Consider the following 17,763-nt stretch of genomic DNA (forward strand, 5'->3'; position numbering starts at 1 on the left):
GTCAACGCATCTGTTGACTGTTACAGCGCTATCGCAGGCAAGCCAGTTCCCACATTTTTGGTTCCGGTTTCGTCAGTTAGCCCTTCACCGTTTTCGGCGCCTTGCCTTCCTTCATCTGCTGCAACAGCGGCGCGCACTGATTGGGCACATCACCACTCGGCGCCACCAGCGCCAGCAGCCCGGCCGCAGGCCCGACGATCACACCCAGCGCCACCATCCCCGCGCCACGCAGCATCAGCGGTACGGCTTTCACGCCAGCATTGGGCTTGATGAACGGCCCGTTGACGTACAGCGGCGAACGCAACGAGAACATGCGAAAGCCCTTGGACTCCGGCGTGATGGTCAGGTCCAGTTGCTCGGTGGCCATGTTCGCGGTGCCATCGATGTAGATGATCGCGTTCTCGGTATCGAACACAAACAGGCGAGTGGTCGCCAGGCCGGTCTTGATGCCGAAGTCCGCCGCTGCGCAGTTGATCTTCACTTCCTTGTCACCAAACAGGCGACCGACCACGTAGTTGCCCACGTTGAGCCCGGCAATTTCCATCAGGCCACGGCTGATGGCGCCGTCATTGATCAGCATCTTGAGGTTGCCGTCGGAGCTGCCCAGCAGCGCTGCAACGGAGTTGCCACGCCCGGCAATGTCCGCGTCGCCATTGAGCTCACCAAAGCTGGTTTTCATCGGCTCAAACGTCGGGAACAGTTGCTTGAGCTTGAAGTTGCGCGCGGTGAGTTTGGCGCGACCTTCCATCGGCGTGGTGCGGCCGTTCAAGCGAATTTGCGCATCCAGCTTTCCACCGGCCACGCCAAAGCGCAGGGGCTCAAGGCTCAGTTCACCATCGTTGAGCACCAGGTGCGTATAGAGGTCAGTGAACGGCAATTCGGCGCTCTGCACGATGCGCTTGCCGGTGAATTCCACATCGGCATCCATGTCGCGCCAGCGCTCGGTACGGAATTCTTCCACCGGCAGCACTTTGGTCGCGGGTTGTTTGCTTTCGCCACCACGGGCCTTTTGCTTGGCGTTGGAATCGGCGCCGATCAGCGGAGCCAGGTCGGTCATCAACAGTTGGTTGGACACCAGCGAGCCCGTGAGCTTGGGCCGTGGCTGGCTGGCGAGGTAGCCGAGGTTGCCATGGATATCGCTGTTGCCGATCTTGCCGTTGAAGTTCTCGTAGGTGAACGAGGCGCCGTTGGCTTCATGTAGCTTGGCAATCAAGTGGCCGTCGGTGGAATACGCCGGCGAATCCGGCAAGGTGACGCCGGTGAGCGGGTAAAGGTTGCCCAGGCTGCTACCGGACAGTTTCAGGCGCAGGTCGAGGGCGCCAAGGTTGAGGGGGTCGGTCAACGTACCGGCCAGGGCGATGCTGGTGTCGGCGATTTTCACCTGAGCCTGCAACGGGAACGGCTTGGCCGCGTCCTGCAAGGCGAGCAGGCCACCGATCTTGCCAGTGCCGTCGAGCTTCTGGCCGTGGTATTGGCCTTTTACCTTGAGGCCGAACGCATAGTCCTGGGGGTTTGATCCTTTTTCCTGGGCCTTCTTGGCATCGGCGGCGCCGACGATTTCACCAAAGGGAATCGGTTTGCCCAGCAGATCGATAGTCACATCCAACTGCGTCTTGAGGGTCTGGTCGTCGAGGGTCACATGACCTTTATCGAAGCCGATGGCACCGATATCCACTACCCAACTCGACGGTTCGGCATTCGGGTCCTTGGGGTCGAACGTGAAGGTCCAGTTGGCACGGCCATCGGCCAAGCGTTGCAGGTCGGCGCTCGGCTCAGTGAGGTCGATGCGCGGGATCACTACACGCTGGGCCAATAACGCCAGCGGCGAGATGCGCAATTCCACACGCTTGAGGGTGACCATCTGCGGTTTCTTCGACCAGTCGGGGTTGCCCAGGGTCAGGTCTTCGGCAATCACATGGGGCCACGGCACCCAGGCACGCCAGCCGCCTTGATCCGGCTCACGCGCCCACACCACCGCCAGGTTGCCATTGATGGCAAACGGTCGATGCAGCTCTTCGGAGACTTTGGCATTGAGCGGCGGCTTGATGCGGTTCCAATCGAAAAACACCAGGACCAACACCAGCGCAGCGATTAACAGAGCGAAGCTGGCGCAGCTCCAGACAACGATTTTACGAGTGCGCGTCATTGCACATGACTCCTGAATACGACTAGCTGAACTACAGCTCATAAGGCTACGACTGGCAAACGGCGCGGGGGTTTAACCGGATCACCGTTTTAGTCGCAAAAAGCCAGTTTTCTGATCGAACGGACAGTTTCCAGCATCGACGGCGCACCATTGTTACCCAGGGTCGTGTCGAAAATACCCACCACGGTGCAAAACCGCGGGCTTGAGAGGCGCGTTCTAGAGCCTCTGCCGGGAACAATCAATTCTGTTGATTATTACCATTGTGTTTATGAACTTTTATATCGACTTATCGAGAGTAGCATTAGCCCTGTACCCACTTTATCGCCCTCCCAAGGAGCAACCATCATGAAACGCCAAGTACTCGCTACCGTCCTGCTGTCTGTCCTGGCCTCCAGTGCCTTTGCCCTGCCAGCCGCCGAACAGGCCACCCCACAGAACAAAGCGCAAGCCGTTCAGTCCAGCCAGACCCTGGCTCGCAGCGGTTCGCAAGAAGAAGAGAACCGCGACTACGCCAAAGGTGTTGCTGAAAACGGTTCGGAACACGCCAACAAACGCGCCTACACCGAAGGTGTTGCTGAAGGTGGCCGTGATCGCCTGGAACAGAAAGGTCTGGTTGAAGGCGGTGCTGAACAAGCCAACAAACGCGCTTACACCGATGGCGTTGCCGAAGGTGGTGCGGACCGTCTGCAAGAACTGCATCAAGCTCAGAGCTAAGCCCGTGGTGGCCCAGAAAAAAGCCCGATCTGCCGATCGGGCTTTTGCTTTTCTATAGATCACGCCTCGCACCACCCTCGCCAAGTTCGACGCCGGCAAAGCGGTTTTGCTAGAGTGCGTCGCTGTACTTGCCGACAAAGCCCGCTCGCCATGCTGCCCCGCGCCGAACAGAAGCAACAGACCCGCCTCGCCTTGATGGACGCAGCCCGCCATCTGATGGAGTGTGGCCGTGGGTTTGGCAGTTTGAGCCTGCGTGAAGTAGCAAAGACCGCGGGCATCGTGCCCACCGGGTTCTACCGCCACTTTGACGACATGGACCAACTCGGGCTTGTGCTGGTCAGTGAAGTCGGCCAGACCTTCCGCGCAACCATTCGCCTGGTGCGTCATAACGAATTCGTGATGGGCGGGATCATCGATGCGTCCGTGCGGATCTTCCTCGACGTGGTCTCGGCCAACCGCTCCCAATTTTTGTTCCTCGCCCGCGAGCAATACGGTGGCTGCCTGGCCGTGCGTCAGGCCATCGGTGCGTTGCGTGAAGACATCACCCGCGACCTGGCGGCCGACCTCACGTTGATGCCCAAACTCCAGCACCTGGATGCCGAAGGCTTGCATGTGATGGCCGACTTGATCGTCAAGAGTGTGTTCGCCACCCTGCCGGACATCATCGACCCTCCGGCCCAGGCCCTGCCGGCCCACCTCACGCCCCAGGCGAAAATCACCCAGCAACTGCGCTTTATCTTTATCGGCCTCAAGCATTGGCAAGGCCTGGGCAGCACCGAGTAAAAAGGTCATCCCGACGTGTGAAAGCGTTTGGCGGTGGTGTAGTGCTTGTTCCAGTAACTATTGCTTAACGAATCGATACGCACGTTTTTGCCCGTGCGCGGCGAATGAATGAACTTGCCCGCCCCGATATAAAGGCCAACATGGCTGACCTGGCCACGCCCGTTGCCCTTGAAGAACACCGCGTCCCCGGGCTTGAGCGCCTCACGCTTGATGGTCTGCGCCGTTGAACGGTGCATGGCCGCCGTCGTGCGCGGGATCTGGATATTGGCTTCAGTCTTGAACAGATAGACCAGCAGGCTGCTGCAATCGAAACCCTGCTCCGCCGACGTCCCGCCCCATTTATACGGCGTACCCAACAACTCGTGGGCACGATCAATGACGTCGTCGATGGAGGTGGGCTTTATGCCCTGCAGTGAAGCGCCGAACGCGGCACGGGGTTGAACATTGGCCGAGGCCGAGGCCGTGAAGAAAGACAGACTGACAATGACTAAACACAAAATTGATCGAAACATGATGAACGTCGCAGTGGATTAAACACGGCGCAAAGCCTAAAGAACCCCCGCGTAACGGCACGAACGGCAAATCCACATACTGCGTAGGACAAATCCGAAAAAACACCAGCGCGAAATAGATGAAAGAAACTTCATGCAGCGCAGAGCCGTTCTCAACGCAAAACGCCCGGATCCGGTGCTATAAATCCAGGCACGCACCATTTTGAAACACTCACCCAATGGTTCGACGCCCTATTGGGTGGCACGTCCGTGCCTGCCTACAGGGAATTCCCACTCCCCGGCGTGATTGGCAAGGCCCTTGCTCTAGCTCTTTCATCGCTCTTAGCTGGAAGCTTCCTGATGCTGGTGATCCACCGCCGAATCGCCCCCCAAGCCCTCTGGGCCGCCGAACTGCTGCTGAATTTCGAAGCCCGCAGCAAAAGCCGCCTGCGCTGTTTCAGTGCCGAAGGCGAAGACGTCGGCCTGTTCCTGGAGCGCGGCCAACCGCCGCTGCACGATGGCGAGTTCCTACAAGCAGAAGACGGACGTGTCGTACGCGTGTGCGCACGCCCTGAACAACTGCTGCACGTCACCTGCAGCAGCGCCTTTGAACTGACCCGCGCCGCCTATCACCTCGGCAACCGGCATGTGGCCCTGCAAGTCGGCGACGGCTGGCTGCGCCTGCTCGATGATTACGTACTCAAGGCCATGCTCGAACAACTGGGCGCCACCACTGAAACCATCGAGGCACCGTTCCAGCCGGAACACGGCGCCTATGGGGGCGGCCACCACCATTCGCGCCATGGCGATGAAGACTTCAACTACCCGCCCAAGCTGCACCAGTTCGGCGTACGCCTATGAACCCAGCATGGGCGCTACTGCGCCTGGCCAGCCCGCAACTGCCGATTGGCGGCTACAGCTATTCCCAGGGCCTGGAGATGGCCGTGGAGAACGGCCGCGTCAATGACGCAGCCAGCGCCCGGCGCTGGATCAGCGACCAATTGCTGCTCAACCTGGCCCGTTTCGAAGCGCCGCTGCTGCTCGCCCATTGCCGTGCCGCCGCCGAGCAGGACTGGCCGCGCCTGACGCAGTTATACGAAGAACACCGCGCCAGCCGTGAGACCCGCGAGCTGTATCAAGAGAGTCGCCAAATGGGCTACTCCCTGCAGCAGTTGTTGAACGGCTTGCCCGAACTCGACGCCGCCGCTCGCCACCTTCTTGAACAACAGGCCGAACCGCACCTGGCGCTCGGCTGGGCCCTGGCCGCCCGTGCCTGGCACATCAGCCCCGATGACGCCCTGGCCGCGTGGCTGTGGAGCTGGCTGGAAAACCAGTTGGCCGTATTGATGAAAACCCTGCCCCTGGGCCAACAAGCGGCGCAGCGCCTGACCAGTGAGCTGCTGCCCTTGCTGCAGCAAGCCCAGCAGGACGCCAGCCGCATCGATCTCAACCACATCGGCAGTGCTGCATTCGGCCTGTCCCTGGCGTGCATGGCCCATGAGCGCCAGTACAGCCGCCTGTTTCGTTCCTAGAGCCCCATTACCTTGGAGAAGCACATGAACACACAACCCCTGCGCGTCGGCATCGGCGGCCCGGTGGGCTCCGGCAAAACCGCGCTGACCCTGGCGCTGTGCCTGGCCCTGCGTGACCGCTACAACCTGGCCGTGGTCACCAACGACATCTATACCCGTGAAGACGCCGACTTTTTGGTGCGCAACCAGGCCCTGGCGCCCGAGCGCATCATCGGCGTGGAAACCGGTGGCTGCCCGCACACCGCGATCCGCGAGGATGCATCGATCAACCTGGAAGCCGTGGACCAGCTCAACCGGCGCTTTCCCGGCCTGGATCTGATCCTGGTGGAGTCCGGTGGCGACAACCTGTCGGCGACCTTCAGCCCGGAGCTGTCGGACCTGACCATCTACGTGATCGATGTGTCGGCCGGCGACAAGCTGCCACGCAAGGGCGGCCCGGGTATCTGTAAATCCGACTTGCTGGTGATCAACAAGATCGACCTGGCGCCGTTGGTCGGTGCATCGCTGGAGCTGATGAACAGCGACACCACACGCATGCGCAACGGCAAACCCTTTGTGTTCAGCAACCAGAAAACCGGTGTCGGCCTGGATGACATCGTCGCCTTTATCGAACGTCAGGGCCTGCTGACTGCGGCCTGATCCCACCCTGAAAGGAGCCTGCTCATGGGTCTCAACAAACTTCTCGCCACCGCCGCCCTGCTGCTCGCCCCCGCCCTCGCCTTTGCTCACCCCGGGCATGGCGATAACGGGCTGGTGGCCGGCATCAGCCACCCTCTGGGCGGTATCGATCACTTGCTGGCCATGGTCGCTGTCGGCCTGTGGGCCGCGCAGCAAAAAGGCAACGCGCGCTGGGCGCTGCCGTGTGCGTTCGTCGGCACCATGCTGATCGGCGGCCTGCTGGGCTTTGAAGGCCTGGAACTGCCGGCGCTGGAAAGCGGGATTGCCGCCTCGGTGCTCGCACTGGGCCTGGCGGTGGCCTTGGCCGTTCGCCCGCCGTTGTTCGTGGCCGTCGGGGCGACTGCATTGTTTGCCTTGTTCCACGGCGTGGCCCATGGTTTGGAGCTGCCGGACATGTCTAGCCCGTGGGCGTATGCGGCTGGTTTTGTCGGGGCGACGGCGGTGTTGCACGCGGCGGGTTATGCGGTGGTGCGTTTCCTGCCGGCTGCGGCGGCGCCGTTGGTTCGGATTGCCGGGGCGGCTTCGGCGGCGACTGGGGTTTGGTTGCTCGCGGGCTGATTTGCGGCGCCTGTCAGGGCCTCATCGCAGGCAAGCCAGCTCCCACATTTTGATCTGCGAACCCAATCAAATGTGGGAGCTGGCTTGCCTGCGATAGCGGTCCCACAGACACCACAGAACCCAACCCTGCTACCATGCGCGCCTACACCCCTGCCGTGACGACGCCAGCCAATGCCCACCGCTCCACACTCCGCCTTGAACGCCGTGCTCACGCACTTCCACAGCCTGATCGTGCCGCTCTGGCAGGGCCCGGGCTGGAATGCCGACCTGGCCTTGCCCTATGAAGCACTGGACGCCGACCATCAGCCGCTGCCCCCGCAACGCTATCGCGCCATGGCCTGCGCCCGGCAGTTGTACCTGTTCGCCAGTCTGATCGGCGAACCCGGCGCCGCGTTTGCCGAGGAACGCGCCGCTGCGCTGTTCCGCTCCTTGCAACGGCATTTCCACGATGCCGAGCACGGCGGCTGGTTCTACAGCATCGACCCGGCCGGCAAGCCGCTGGACAAGCGCAAAGACCTCTACACCCACGCCTTCATCATCTTCGCCTGCGCCCACTACTGGGCCAAAGTGCGCGAGCCGCTGGTGGAATCGGTGCTCAACGCCGCCCTGGAAGTGGTTGCCCAGCGCTTTGCCACCGGCGACGGCCTGTACGAAGCGGTGCTGGAACGCAATTGGTCATCCCTCAAGTCCGGCCCGTTGCAGAACCCGTTGATGCACTTGGCCGAAGGTTTCCTCGCCACCCTCGCGGTGCGCGACGATGCCGACGTACAAGCGGCCCTGCTGGCCTTGGCGACGGCCATGCAGCAGCGCTTCATCGACCGCCAGCATGGCGTGATGATGGAGAAACCGCTGGGCGCTGTGGATAACTGGTTTGAACCGGGCCACCAGTTCGAGTGGTTTTTTTTGCTGGAATCGTCGGATGTGCTGCGCGGCACGCCGCTGCATGCGTCACTGACCCGCGCGTTTGCCTACGCCGAGCAGAAGGGTGTGGATAACGTAACGGGGGCGGTCAGCGGCATGCTGGCCCTGGACGGCACCGTGCGCGATGGCACACAGCGTATCTGGGCACAGGCGGAATATCTGCGGGCACTCACCTTGCGGCCGAACAGCGAAGCGGTCTTGCAGCGCCAGCTACGGGCGCTGCAACTGCGGTTCTTGCATGAGAAGGGTTGGAATGAGTGCCTGAATGATCAGGGGCTTGTCAGCCGGCGGGATATGCCGTCGACCACGCCTTATCATTTGGCGACCTGTTATCAGGGGTTGATCCAGCATTTGGGCTGAGCTTAAGGGCCCTATCGCCGGCAAGCCGGCTCCTACAGGTTGATCGCATTCCTCTGTAGGAGCCGGCTTGCCGGCGATGGCCTCACCTCGGTCTAACTGCCGATCACGCAATCCACTTGCGATCCCCGGTAAAGCTGATCGTCAACCAGCGCGCCGCATCCGGTTTCCCCAGCCCTGTGGATATCTCTTCGCGCAACCCGTCCAGGGTCGCGACGTTGTCCACCGGGTAATCCGCCGGCAACACCACATGAATCTCGATAAACCGCGCCCGCCCGTGCTTTTGCACGTAGGACACGTAGTCGTCGAAACCATGCTTGGCCTGGGCTGCTTCCATCACTTCGCGCACCTTGTCGTCCAACTGGTCCGGGGCAATCCCCAGCACCTCGCGCAAGGCCGGGCGCAGGATCTTCAGCGCTGGCGCCAGCATGCTCAGGGCCAGCAGGATCAGGATCAATGGGTCGACATACACCGCCCACTCGCCATAGCCCTGGGACTTGAGCAACAGTGCCGCCAGGAAGCTGATCAGCAAGCCGATCGACAGCATCGCGTCCACCAGCCAGCTGATGTTGTCGAACTGGATCAGCGACGACTTGAGCGTGCGATTGCGATAACGCACGTAGAAGAAGTAGGCGAACTCCACAACGGTGAACACCGCCGCATAAATGATCACCAGCCCCAACTCGATGTCGCGCCCGCCATTGATAATGCCGAACACACCGTTGAGGAACGCGTAGATGGCGATCAGCAACAGGAAACTGCCTTCGATCAGCAGCACCATGGGTTCCAGGTGCCAATAGCCGAACTGGAAGCGCTCGTTGCTTTTCTTGGCGATCAGCTTGGCCGTGATCAGCATCAATACCTTGATGGCGGTGGCGATCAGCGAGAAAAAGCCGTCGAACAGAATGGATTGGGCGCCAGATACCACACCCGTGACAATCCCGGCGATCGCGACGGCGAACATCAGAATCGTTGATTGTTTGAGCAGTGCCTGCTCACCTCGGTTACTCACATTTCCTCCCGTCAAAACCTTAAATCCGCACAGTGCGGAGGGGCTTTCAGGAGGGGAGTGTACCTTATGGCCTGTTTTTGACCGATATGACGCCATCGCAGGCAAGCCAGCTCCCACATTTGAATGTATTCACACATCCAAGTGTGGGAGCTGGCTTGCCTGCGATGGGCGCGGCGCGGTCTAAAGCCTTACTTGGCCCCACGCTCAATCGCAAACCCCGCCCAGGTCTGGCTCACCGGCATCAACTCCAGGCGGTTGATGTTCACATGCGCCGGGGTGTTCATGACCCAGAAGATCGTGTCGGCAATGTCCTGCGGCTGGATCGGCTCGGCACCCGCATAAGTCGCGTCGTAACGCGCCTGGTCACCGCCAAAGCGCACCAGCGAGAACTCGCTCTCACACAAGCCTGGCTCGATATTGGTCACACGCACGCCGGTACCCTGCAGGTCGCAGCGCAGGTTCAGCGAGAACTGCTTCACGAACGCCTTGGAGCCGCCATACACGTGGCTGCCCGGGTACGGGTAGTTACCGGCGATGGAACCCAGGTTGATGATGCCCGCGCCACGGCCGTGCGCGATCAGGCGTGGCAGCAACAGGTTGGTGGTGGTCAGCAGGCCCTTGATGTTGGTGTCGACCATGGTTTCCCAATCGTCGAGGTTGCACTTGGGCGCAGGGTCGGTGCCCACGGCCAGGCCGGCGTTGTTGATCAGCCCGCGAAGCTTGGCGAACGACGGCGGCAGGTTGGCGATGGCGTCTTCCATGCCCTTGCGGTCACGCACGTCCACCACCAGGCCGTGGACTTCGGTTTGCCTGGAAAGCTCTTCGACCAGCGCATTGAGGCGGTCGGCACGACGGCCAGTGAGCACCAGTTTCCAGCCGGCTTCGGCAAAACGGCGGGCGCAGGCCTCGCCAAAACCGGAAGTTGCGCCAGTAATAAACAGCGTGTCGGACATGGTGTTCTCCTTGCGGGCATCGGGAAAAAAAGCAGCCAGCAGAATGCCCGTACGCCGCCGTTGCGGCAACCGCTATGCGCATAACTTCATGCAAACCTGATCATTTATTAACCACTCCGCGCAAAGCCTTATAAAACGTGACCTGCAGCCATATGCACGCAGGTTATCCACAACTGCGCCCACAGTCTTTGGGGGCAAGTGCAAAAAGCCCGAAGCCCCTGTATGCGGGGCTTGCAGGCGGTTTTAGAAAGTTTTTTGCTTGACCTGGGCGGGGCCGTATGTAGGCCCATCGAGCGAGAGGAAAACCGAGCGATGGCTCCAGGCCAGTCATTCCGGCCTCTGCGGAGGTCTTTCCAGAGTTTAATCACAGACTTATCCACAAGCTGAGTGGACATAAATCGGTCATATACCTGTGTCTTTAAACAGGTTGACAAAGCCCTCGGCAGGTCACGAAAAAACCGCTGATCAAAAAACAACCGTCACGCTGCAGGCCACGTATTCATTGGCTTTCAGCCAGCTACTCCCACGTTACCCACAGCCGGTTCCACAGCGGATGGGGACAAGTCAAAACTGTGACAAAACAGGGATTTGCGGCGGCTATATGTCGCGCTTTGGAGGGGAGCCAGATTTGTTTTCCACAATTTCCAGAACGGTCTGTGGATAGCACAAAAAAGAATGTGGGAACCGCCTCATGTGGGAGCTGGCTTGCCTGCGATGGCATCGCCTCGGTGTCCCTGACAAACCGAGGTGTCTGCATCGCAGGCAAGCCAGCTCCCACACAAAGCCGGCTCCTACAGGGTCCGCGTTGTTGGTTAGATCAGTGCCCGCCGAGGTAGGCGTTGCGCACTTCCTCGTTCACCAGCAGTTCTTTACCGGTGCCCGTCAGGCGGATCTCCCCGTTGACCATTACATACGCCCGGTCCGACAGGCGCAGCGCGTGGTTGGCGTTCTGCTCCACCAGGAAGATGGTCATGCCGGTGGCCGCCAGCTCGCGCAGGGTGGCGAAGATCTGCTTCACTACAATCGGCGCCAGGCCCAGGCTCGGTTCGTCCAGCAACAGCAGCTTGGGCCGGCTCATCAGCGCACGGGCGATGGCGAGCATTTGCTGCTCGCCACCGGACATGGTCATGGCCCGCTGGTTACGGCGCTCCTTGAGCCGTGGGAACAGCTCGAACATGCGCTGCATGTCTTCTTGGGCGAACTTGTCACCAATGGGGATAGTGCCCATCAGCAGGTTTTCCTCGACGGTCATGTCGGGGAACACCCGCCGCCCTTCCGGCGACTGCGCAATGCCGTTGGAGGCGATGTAGTGGGACGACTTGTGGGTGATGTCGACACCGTTGTAGATGATCTGCCCCGACTCGGCCCGTGGCTGGCCGAAGATCGACATCAGCAGCGTGGATTTACCCGCGCCGTTGGAGCCGATCAGGCTGACGGTCTCGCCCTCATTGATGTGCAGCGAGACTTTTTTCAGGGCCTGGATCGGGCCGTAGAACACGTCCAGGTCCTTCATTTCGAGGATAGGTGCACTCATACCAGCTCCTCTTCGTCGGCGCCCAGGTAGGCCGCAATCACTTTCGGGTCGTTGCGGATCGCGTCCGGCCCGCCTTCGGCGATCACGTTGCCGTGGTCCAGCACCACGATGTGGTCGGAAATACTCATCACCATGCCCATGTCGTGTTCGATCAGCACCACCGTGAGGTCGTGTTCGTCGCGCAACAGGCGAATCATCGCGCTGAGGGCTTCGGTTTCCTGAGGGTTGAGGCCCGCTGCCGGTTCGTCCAGGCAGATGATCTGCGGCCGGGTGCACATGGCGCGGGCGATTTCCAGGCGGCGCTGCTGGCCGTAGGAAAGCTCACCGGCCAGGCGGTTGGCGCAGTCCACCAGGTCCACCACTTCCAGCCAGTAGAAGGCGTGGTCGAGGGCGTCGCTTTCGGCTTTGCGGTAGCCCTTGGTGTTGAGGATGCCGGCCAGCATGTTGCGGTTGACCCACATGTGCTGGGCCACCAGCAGGTTTTCCAGCACCGACATTTCCTTGAACAGGCGAATGTTCTGGAAGGTCCGGGCCAGGCCCGCGCGGTTCACCAAGTGGGTGCCGCCGAACATCTTGTAGTAGACGCGGCTGAGGAAGCTTTTCGGCGAAACAAAGTCGATGGGCTGGAAACGCTCACCGAGCAGCTGGATCACGTTGGTTTGCTTGCCGCGCACGTTGAGTTCGATCTTGCCGCCGCTGGCTTTGTAGAAGCCGGTGAGGCAGTTGAACACCGTGGTCTTGCCGGCGCCGTTGGGGCCGATCAGGGCGAAGATCGAGTTGCGCTCGACCTTGAGGCTCACATCGCTCAAGGCTTTGATGCCACCGAAGTGCATCATCAAATGTTCAACGGAAAGGACGACTTCCTTGCTCATGGCGCCACTCCTTTACGTGGGGTCACACCGGTACGGCTGATGCGGATCAAGCCGCGCGGTCGCCAGATCATCATCACCACCATCAACACGCCAAACAGCAGCACGCGGTATTCGGAGAAGCTGCGCAGCAGTTCCGGCGCGACGGTCAAGACGAACGCCGCGATCACCACGCCCACCGTCGACCCCATGCCGCCCAACACCACGATGGCCAGGATCAGCGCCGACTCGAAAAAGGTGAAGGACGACGGGTTGACGAAGCCCTGGTAGCTGGCAAAGAACACCCCGGCCAAACCGGCTGTAGACGCACCGATGGTGAACGCCGAGAGCTTGACCAGCACGTGGTTCAGGCCCATGGAACGGCAGGCGATTTCATCTTCGCGCAAGGCTTCCCAGGCGCGGCCCACCGGCATGCGGGTCAGGCGGTGCTTGATGTACAGCACGGCCAGCACCACCAAAAACAGCACGATGTAGATGAACATGAACTTGATGTTGGGGTTGTAATCGATGCCGAAGAACTCGTGGAACGGAATCCCACCGTCCTTCGCCTTGCGCCCGAACTCCAGGCCCAGGAAAGTCGGCGACGGCACCGGCATGCCGTTCGGGCCACCGGTAAACGACAGCCAGTTGTTGAGCACCAGGCGGATGATTTCACCGAAGCCCAGGGTCACGATTGCCAGGTAGTCACCGTGCATGCGCAACACCGGGAAGCCGAGTATGCACCCCGCCAGCGCCGCGCAGATTGCCGCCAGCGGCAGCACCGTCCAGAAACCCAGGCCGAGGTATTGATAACCCAGCGCCAGGCCGTAGGCACCGATGGCGTAGAACGCCACGTAACCCAGGTCGAGCAAGCCGGCCAGGCCGACCACGATGTTCAGGCCCAGGCCCAGCAACACGTAGATCAGCCCGAGGATCACCACGGTCAGCAGGTACTTGTTGGCGAAGATCGGGAACACGATCGCGATCACGATCAGTGCCGGGATGATCCAGCGCAGGCGTGACTTGTAGTCCGGTGGCAACACATGCACGCCGGAGCCACTGCTCTCGAAGCCTTGAAGAATCTTCAGGCCCTTGGGGGTTTGCAGGAACAGGCTCATGGCGAAGCGGCCAGCCATCACGATGGCGACCAGCGAGGCCACGCGGGCCGGTTCCAGGTTGAAGCTGTAGCCGTCGAGGACCACGCCGACGATCGGGCCGAACACAATCAGCGAAATCAGCCCGGCGAGGATCGTGTCGACCACACTTTTCTTGATATCAATCGATTTGGCAGCAGACATGTTTACACCTTCGCCACGAGTGGGCGACCGAGCAGGCCCTGGGGACGGAAAATCAGAATCACCACCAGCAGGGAGAAACTGAACACGTCTTTGTAGTCAGAGTTGATCAACCCCGAGAACAGCGACTCGGAAATACCCAGGATGATCCCGCCGAGCATGGCCCCAGGCAGGGAGCCGATGCCGCCGAGTACCGCTGCGGTAAATGCCTTGATGCCGATGATGAAGCCGGCATAGAAGTCGAAGGTGCCGTAGTTCAAGGTGATCAACACACCGGCCAGAGCGGCCATGGCGGCACCGATGACAAACACGTAGGAGATCACGCGGTCGGTGTTGATGCCGAGGATGGACGCCATCTTGCGGTCTTGCTGGGTGGCGCGGCACATGCGGCCGAGCTTGGTGTATTTGATGATGTAGGTCAGCAGGGCCATGCCCGCGAAGGCTGCGACCAGGATGAAGACCTTGGTGTACGTCAACTGCACGAAGCCTGTGCCGAAGTCGACACGCCAGGCCCCGGCCAGCAGGGTGGGAATACCTTGTTGCTTGGCGCCCTGGGCGATCTGGGCGTAGTTCTGCAGGATCAGGGAGATGCCGATGGCGCTGATCAGCGGTGCCAGTCGGGTGGAGTTGCGCAGCGGTTTGTAGGCGACACGCTCGATGACCCAACCGTATACGCCGGTGACGACGACGGTGAAGATCAAGGTGCCGAGAATGAGCAGCGGGAAGGATTCGATGCCGAAGTAAGCCAGCAGTGCCAGACTGATCGCCGCGAGGTAAGCGGAAATCATATAAACCTCGCCATGGGCGAAGTTGATCATGCCAATGATGCCATAGACCATTGTGTAGCCGATGGCGATCAGGCCATAGACCGACCCGAGGGTCAGGCCGTTGACCAGTTGCTGCAGGAAAATACCATCCATAACGCAATCTCACGCGGTGAGCACCTGCACACCGGTGGGTGTGCGGCGCTTCTGGAGGAAAAGACAGATTTGTGGCCGGGCTCAAACAACCACAGCCCATGTGGGAGCTGGCTTGCCTGCGATGCAGACACCGCGGTGCTTCAGGTGTACTGCTGTGATGCAATCGCAGGCAAGCCAGCTCCCACAGGGATGAAGGGTGTTCAAGCTGTCGCGTTGATTACTTCTGTTTTTCCAGCTGGTGGTATTTGCCGTCTTTATCCCACTGGTAAACCACGTAGTCGGAGATTTTCAGGTCGCCCTTGCCGTCCCACTCTTTCTTGCCCATGACGGTCTGGACTGGGTGAGCCTTGAGCCACTTGGCCGCGTCTTCGCCCTTGTTGGACTTGGCGCCATTGAAGCCGGCGGCCAGGGCCTGGATCGAGGCGTAGGCGTACAGGGTGTAGCCTTCAGGTTCTACGCCGGCTTTGCGGAATTGCTCCACAACGGCCTTGCTGTCGGGCAGCAGGCGCGGGTCGGCGCCGAAAGTCATGTACACGCCGTCTACGTATTGCGCGCCGCCAGCGGTGGCCACCAGTTCGTCGGTCACGACACCGTCATCGGACATGAACTTGACGTCTTTGAGGCCGGCTTCACGGATCTGGCGAACCAGAGGACCGGCTTCAGGGTGCAGGCCGCCGAAGTACACGACGTCAGCACCGGTGGAGCGGATCTTGGTGACCAGGGCGCTGAAGTCTTTCTCGCCACGGGTCAGGCCTTCTTCCAGCACAGGTTTCACGCCGCGCTTGGTCAACTGGGCAGCGGTGGCGTCAGCCAGGCCTTTGCCGTAGGTGTCTTTGTCGTTGATGACTGCGACTTTCTTGCCCTTGAGCACGTCGACGATGTAGTCGCCGGCCACGATGCCTTGCTGGTCGTCACGCCCGCACATACGGAACACGGCGCCCAGGCCACGCTCGGTCACCTGTGGGTTGGTGGAGCCCGGGGTGATCATGATGATGCCCGCTTCGTCGTAGACCTCGGACGCCGGGATGGTGTTGGAGGAGCAGAAGTGCCCGACCACGCCGATCACTTTGTCCTGATCGGCCAGGCGGTTGGCCACGGCCACGGCCTGCTTGGGTTCGCAGGCGTCGTCACCGGCCACCAGCTTGATCTGCTCGCCGTTGATACCGCCGGCCTTGTTGATCACATCGGCTGCCGCTTGGGCACCCTTCATGTACTGCTCACCGAAAGCTGCGTTGGCGCCCGTCATCGGGCCCGCTACGCCAATCTTCACATCAGCTTGAACAAACGTAGAAACACCCAGTGCCGCTGTCACGGCGAGGGCCAGAAAACCTTTCTTGTAAAACGTCTGGGACATGAGTGGTGCTCCGAGGTTTTTGTTTATTGGCACTACGAGTTCACTGCAAACTTTCACGAGAAAGCCCAGAGCAAGGCGCGTGCCATTACGTTTTTATTAATCAAAAAGACACGGTGTCATTGTTATTACAGGCGTTTCGACTCCTTTTGCCAGGACGTGCAACCGTCTAGCGCCAAGAGGTGCAACCAATGGATCCAAAAAGTACAACCCTGGCAGGTCGCACCTGCAACCAAGCGTATAAACGACAGTTCCTGCACCTGTAACAATGTGCGTAACGGAACTGCACATTTACAGTGCGCGATTGCTACGACTTGCACCAATACAGATTAGTAGCCTGCTAAGAAAATGCAGGCTTCTGGGCGGTATTTCGCTGATCAGATCACGATCCGCAGGCATTGCCCGGCGTGATACAGCGAGAATCCCGCTTCATACAGGCAACTGCGCAGGCCCACCCCGGCCAGCGGCTGCATCGGTGCGAAGGGAATCGGCAAGGCCTGGGGATTCTGGTGACACAGGTAATCGGCAAACGCCTTGCCGACCACGCTGCCGGTGGTCACGCCACGCCCGTTATAGCCCGTTACTGCCACCAGGCCCGGCGCAGGCTCGAACAGCCGCATCAGGTGGTCCGGCGTGAAGGCAATGCAGCCGGTCCAAGTGCACTCCCACTGCACCGATTTGAGGTACGGAAAGTAATGCTGCTGCACCCGATCGGCCCACGCCTTGAGAAACCACGCCGGTTTCTGATTGCCGTTACCCAGGCTGCCGAGCAATAGGCGCCCGTCGGCATCGCGGCGGATGCTGCTGAGCACCTGGCGTGTGTCCCACGAGCCCTGGCCACCGGGCAGGATCTGCTGGGCCGCGTCATCCGTGAGCGGGGCTGACGCCACCTGGTAGTAATAGCCGGGGAAGAAATTGCGCCGCAACTCGGTCCATTCGCCTTCGGTGTAGGCATTGGAGGCGATCACCACCTGCGCCGCCTGCACCGAACCCTGGGCGGTCTGCACCGACCAGTGCGCGCCTTGGCGCTCAAGCTGGGTGACCGGGGAATGGTCGAACAACTGCCCGCCCAGCCCGGCCGCCGCATTCGCCAGACCGGTGGTGTAAGCCATCGGGTTAAGAGTGCCGGCACGCCGATCCAACAGGGCAGCGGCGATTTTTTTGGTGCCGGTGGCCTGCTCGCAGGCCTGGCCGGTGAGCAATTCCACCGGCGCGCCACGGCGCTTCCATTGTTCTTCACGGCTGCGCAGGTCCGCCTCGCCCCGGGCGTTGTGCGCCATGTGCAAGGTGCCTTCGCGGCGCAGCTGGCAATCAATGTTGTACTTATCGATGAGGCTGAACACCAGGGACGGTGCCGCGCCGAGCATGCGGTTGAGCTGGCTGCCGACCGCTTCGCCGAAACCGGCTTCGATCTCGTCTGGCGGGATCCACAGGCCGGCGTTGACCAGCCCGACGTTACGCCCAGAGCCGCCGTGGCCGGTGCGATGAGCCTCAAGCACGGCGACGCTTTTGCCTTGTTCAAGCAAGTGAATGGCCGCCGACAAGCCGGTGATGCCGGCGCCGATCACGCACACATCCACCTTGACTTCGCCCTTGAGCGCGGCGCGATCCGGCCGGCCAGGGGTGAGTTGTTCCCACAAGCATGTTTCGCGTAATGCCATTGCCAGACT

Annotated in this window: 17 protein-coding genes; 7 read left to right on the forward strand and 10 right to left on the reverse strand. The window is 60.8% G+C overall.

The window, feature by feature from the left end; genetic code table 11:
* Positions 1-76: 76 nt before the first annotated feature.
* On the reverse strand, positions 77-2,146 hold the full coding sequence (locus HX792_RS16560) for an AsmA family protein (protein ID WP_176997097.1): 2,070 nt from the start codon (positions 2,144-2,146) through the stop codon (positions 77-79).
* A 345-nt stretch (positions 2,147-2,491) separates the two neighbouring features.
* On the opposite strand from HX792_RS16560, the gene HX792_RS16565 reads away from it, so the two are divergent.
* Entirely contained in the window at positions 2,492-2,860 is a 369-nt protein-coding gene (locus tag HX792_RS16565; RefSeq protein ID WP_176997098.1) for a hypothetical protein, read from the forward strand.
* A 150-nt stretch (positions 2,861-3,010) separates the two neighbouring features.
* Entirely contained in the window at positions 3,011-3,643 is a 633-nt protein-coding gene (locus HX792_RS16570; RefSeq protein WP_110623849.1) for a TetR family transcriptional regulator, read from the forward strand.
* Positions 3,644-3,648: 5 nt separating this feature from the next.
* Here the strand turns inward: HX792_RS16570 and HX792_RS16575 are convergent, their stop codons facing one another.
* Positions 3,649-4,155: a C40 family peptidase gene (locus tag HX792_RS16575; RefSeq protein WP_176997099.1), complete on the reverse strand. Its 507-nt coding sequence runs from the start codon at positions 4,153-4,155 to the stop codon at positions 3,649-3,651.
* Between the two features lie 339 nt (positions 4,156-4,494).
* Between HX792_RS16575 and ureE the strand changes: the two genes are divergently transcribed.
* The 5 genes from ureE (at position 4,495) to HX792_RS16600 (ending at position 8,183) form a co-directional block, all read left to right on the forward strand.
* Positions 4,495-4,995: an urease accessory protein UreE gene (gene ureE / locus HX792_RS16580; RefSeq protein WP_176997100.1), complete on the forward strand. Its 501-nt coding sequence runs from the start codon at positions 4,495-4,497 to the stop codon at positions 4,993-4,995.
* Positions 4,992-5,666 (forward strand): urease accessory protein UreF, encoded by a 675-nt coding sequence (locus HX792_RS16585; RefSeq protein WP_176997101.1) that lies wholly within the window; start codon positions 4,992-4,994, stop codon positions 5,664-5,666. The genes ureE and HX792_RS16585 overlap by 4 nt, the downstream gene beginning before the upstream one ends.
* A 24-nt stretch (positions 5,667-5,690) precedes the next feature.
* Entirely contained in the window at positions 5,691-6,305 is a 615-nt protein-coding gene (ureG, locus tag HX792_RS16590; RefSeq protein ID WP_016972570.1) for an urease accessory protein UreG, read from the forward strand.
* A 24-nt stretch (positions 6,306-6,329) separates the two neighbouring features.
* Complete coding sequence (locus HX792_RS16595) at positions 6,330-6,902, forward strand: HupE/UreJ family protein (protein WP_176997102.1); 573 nt, start codon at positions 6,330-6,332, stop codon at positions 6,900-6,902.
* 171 nt (positions 6,903-7,073) lie between these two features.
* The gene (locus HX792_RS16600) at positions 7,074-8,183 is read left to right on the forward strand and encodes an AGE family epimerase/isomerase (RefSeq protein WP_176997103.1); all 1,110 of its coding nucleotides are present in this window, start codon (positions 7,074-7,076) and stop codon (positions 8,181-8,183) included.
* 103 nt (positions 8,184-8,286) lie between these two features.
* On the opposite strand, the gene HX792_RS16605 is transcribed toward HX792_RS16600, so the two are convergent.
* From HX792_RS16605 to HX792_RS16640, 8 genes are all read right to left on the reverse strand, one after another.
* On the reverse strand, positions 8,287-9,192 hold the full coding sequence (locus tag HX792_RS16605; RefSeq protein ID WP_176997104.1) for a cation diffusion facilitator family transporter: 906 nt from the start codon (positions 9,190-9,192) through the stop codon (positions 8,287-8,289).
* 188 nt (positions 9,193-9,380) lie between these two features.
* On the reverse strand, positions 9,381-10,145 hold the full coding sequence (locus HX792_RS16610; protein WP_176997105.1) for an SDR family oxidoreductase: 765 nt from the start codon (positions 10,143-10,145) through the stop codon (positions 9,381-9,383).
* Between the two features lie 817 nt (positions 10,146-10,962).
* Positions 10,963-11,679: an ABC transporter ATP-binding protein gene (locus HX792_RS16615; RefSeq protein WP_176997106.1), complete on the reverse strand. Its 717-nt coding sequence runs from the start codon at positions 11,677-11,679 to the stop codon at positions 10,963-10,965.
* The gene (locus tag HX792_RS16620; protein WP_176997107.1) at positions 11,676-12,551 is read right to left on the reverse strand and encodes an ABC transporter ATP-binding protein; all 876 of its coding nucleotides are present in this window, start codon (positions 12,549-12,551) and stop codon (positions 11,676-11,678) included. Before HX792_RS16620 ends, HX792_RS16615 begins: the two co-directional genes overlap by 4 nt.
* Positions 12,548-13,825, reverse strand: a complete 1,278-nt coding sequence (gene livM / locus HX792_RS16625) for a high-affinity branched-chain amino acid ABC transporter permease LivM (RefSeq protein ID WP_176997108.1) — start codon at positions 13,823-13,825, stop codon at positions 12,548-12,550. The genes HX792_RS16620 and livM overlap by 4 nt, the downstream gene beginning before the upstream one ends.
* A 2-nt stretch (positions 13,826-13,827) precedes the next feature.
* Entirely contained in the window at positions 13,828-14,742 is a 915-nt protein-coding gene (locus HX792_RS16630) for a branched-chain amino acid ABC transporter permease (protein ID WP_016972578.1), read from the reverse strand.
* A 217-nt stretch (positions 14,743-14,959) separates the two neighbouring features.
* A complete protein-coding gene (locus HX792_RS16635) occupies positions 14,960-16,096 on the reverse strand; it encodes a branched-chain amino acid ABC transporter substrate-binding protein (protein WP_176997109.1) in 1,137 nt (378 codons plus the stop codon).
* A 374-nt stretch (positions 16,097-16,470) separates the two neighbouring features.
* Positions 16,471-17,754, reverse strand: coding sequence for an FAD-binding oxidoreductase (locus tag HX792_RS16640; protein WP_176997110.1), 1,284 nt, complete (start codon positions 17,752-17,754; stop codon positions 16,471-16,473).
* Positions 17,755-17,763: the final 9 nt, after the last annotated feature.

It is taken from the genome of Pseudomonas sp. B6002 (assembly GCF_013385985.1).
Taxonomy (GTDB): Bacteria; Pseudomonadota; Gammaproteobacteria; order Pseudomonadales; family Pseudomonadaceae; genus Aquipseudomonas.

Coding starts and splice junctions, on each gene's coding strand:
- HX792_RS16635 (WP_176997109.1), bottom strand. CDS start 16,096: ATGTCCCAGACGTTTTACAAGAAAGGTTTTCTGGCCCTCGCCGTGACA.
- HX792_RS16570 (WP_110623849.1), top strand. CDS start 3,011: ATGCTGCCCCGCGCCGAACAGAAGCAACAGACCCGCCTCGCCTTGATG.
- HX792_RS16600 (WP_176997103.1), top strand. CDS start 7,074: ATGCCCACCGCTCCACACTCCGCCTTGAACGCCGTGCTCACGCACTTC.
- HX792_RS16560 (WP_176997097.1), bottom strand. CDS start 2,146: ATGACGCGCACTCGTAAAATCGTTGTCTGGAGCTGCGCCAGCTTCGCT.
- HX792_RS16575 (WP_176997099.1), bottom strand. CDS start 4,155: ATGTTTCGATCAATTTTGTGTTTAGTCATTGTCAGTCTGTCTTTCTTC.
- HX792_RS16595 (WP_176997102.1), top strand. CDS start 6,330: ATGGGTCTCAACAAACTTCTCGCCACCGCCGCCCTGCTGCTCGCCCCC.
- HX792_RS16565 (WP_176997098.1), top strand. CDS start 2,492: ATGAAACGCCAAGTACTCGCTACCGTCCTGCTGTCTGTCCTGGCCTCC.
- HX792_RS16615 (WP_176997106.1), bottom strand. CDS start 11,679: ATGAGTGCACCTATCCTCGAAATGAAGGACCTGGACGTGTTCTACGGC.
- HX792_RS16630 (WP_016972578.1), bottom strand. CDS start 14,742: ATGGATGGTATTTTCCTGCAGCAACTGGTCAACGGCCTGACCCTCGGG.
- HX792_RS16610 (WP_176997105.1), bottom strand. CDS start 10,145: ATGTCCGACACGCTGTTTATTACTGGCGCAACTTCCGGTTTTGGCGAG.
- HX792_RS16620 (WP_176997107.1), bottom strand. CDS start 12,551: ATGAGCAAGGAAGTCGTCCTTTCCGTTGAACATTTGATGATGCACTTC.
- HX792_RS16640 (WP_176997110.1), bottom strand. CDS start 17,754: ATGGCATTACGCGAAACATGCTTGTGGGAACAACTCACCCCTGGCCGG.
- HX792_RS16585 (WP_176997101.1), top strand. CDS start 4,992: ATGAACCCAGCATGGGCGCTACTGCGCCTGGCCAGCCCGCAACTGCCG.
- ureE (WP_176997100.1), top strand. CDS start 4,495: ATGCTGGTGATCCACCGCCGAATCGCCCCCCAAGCCCTCTGGGCCGCC.
- livM (WP_176997108.1), bottom strand. CDS start 13,825: ATGTCTGCTGCCAAATCGATTGATATCAAGAAAAGTGTGGTCGACACG.
- ureG (WP_016972570.1), top strand. CDS start 5,691: ATGAACACACAACCCCTGCGCGTCGGCATCGGCGGCCCGGTGGGCTCC.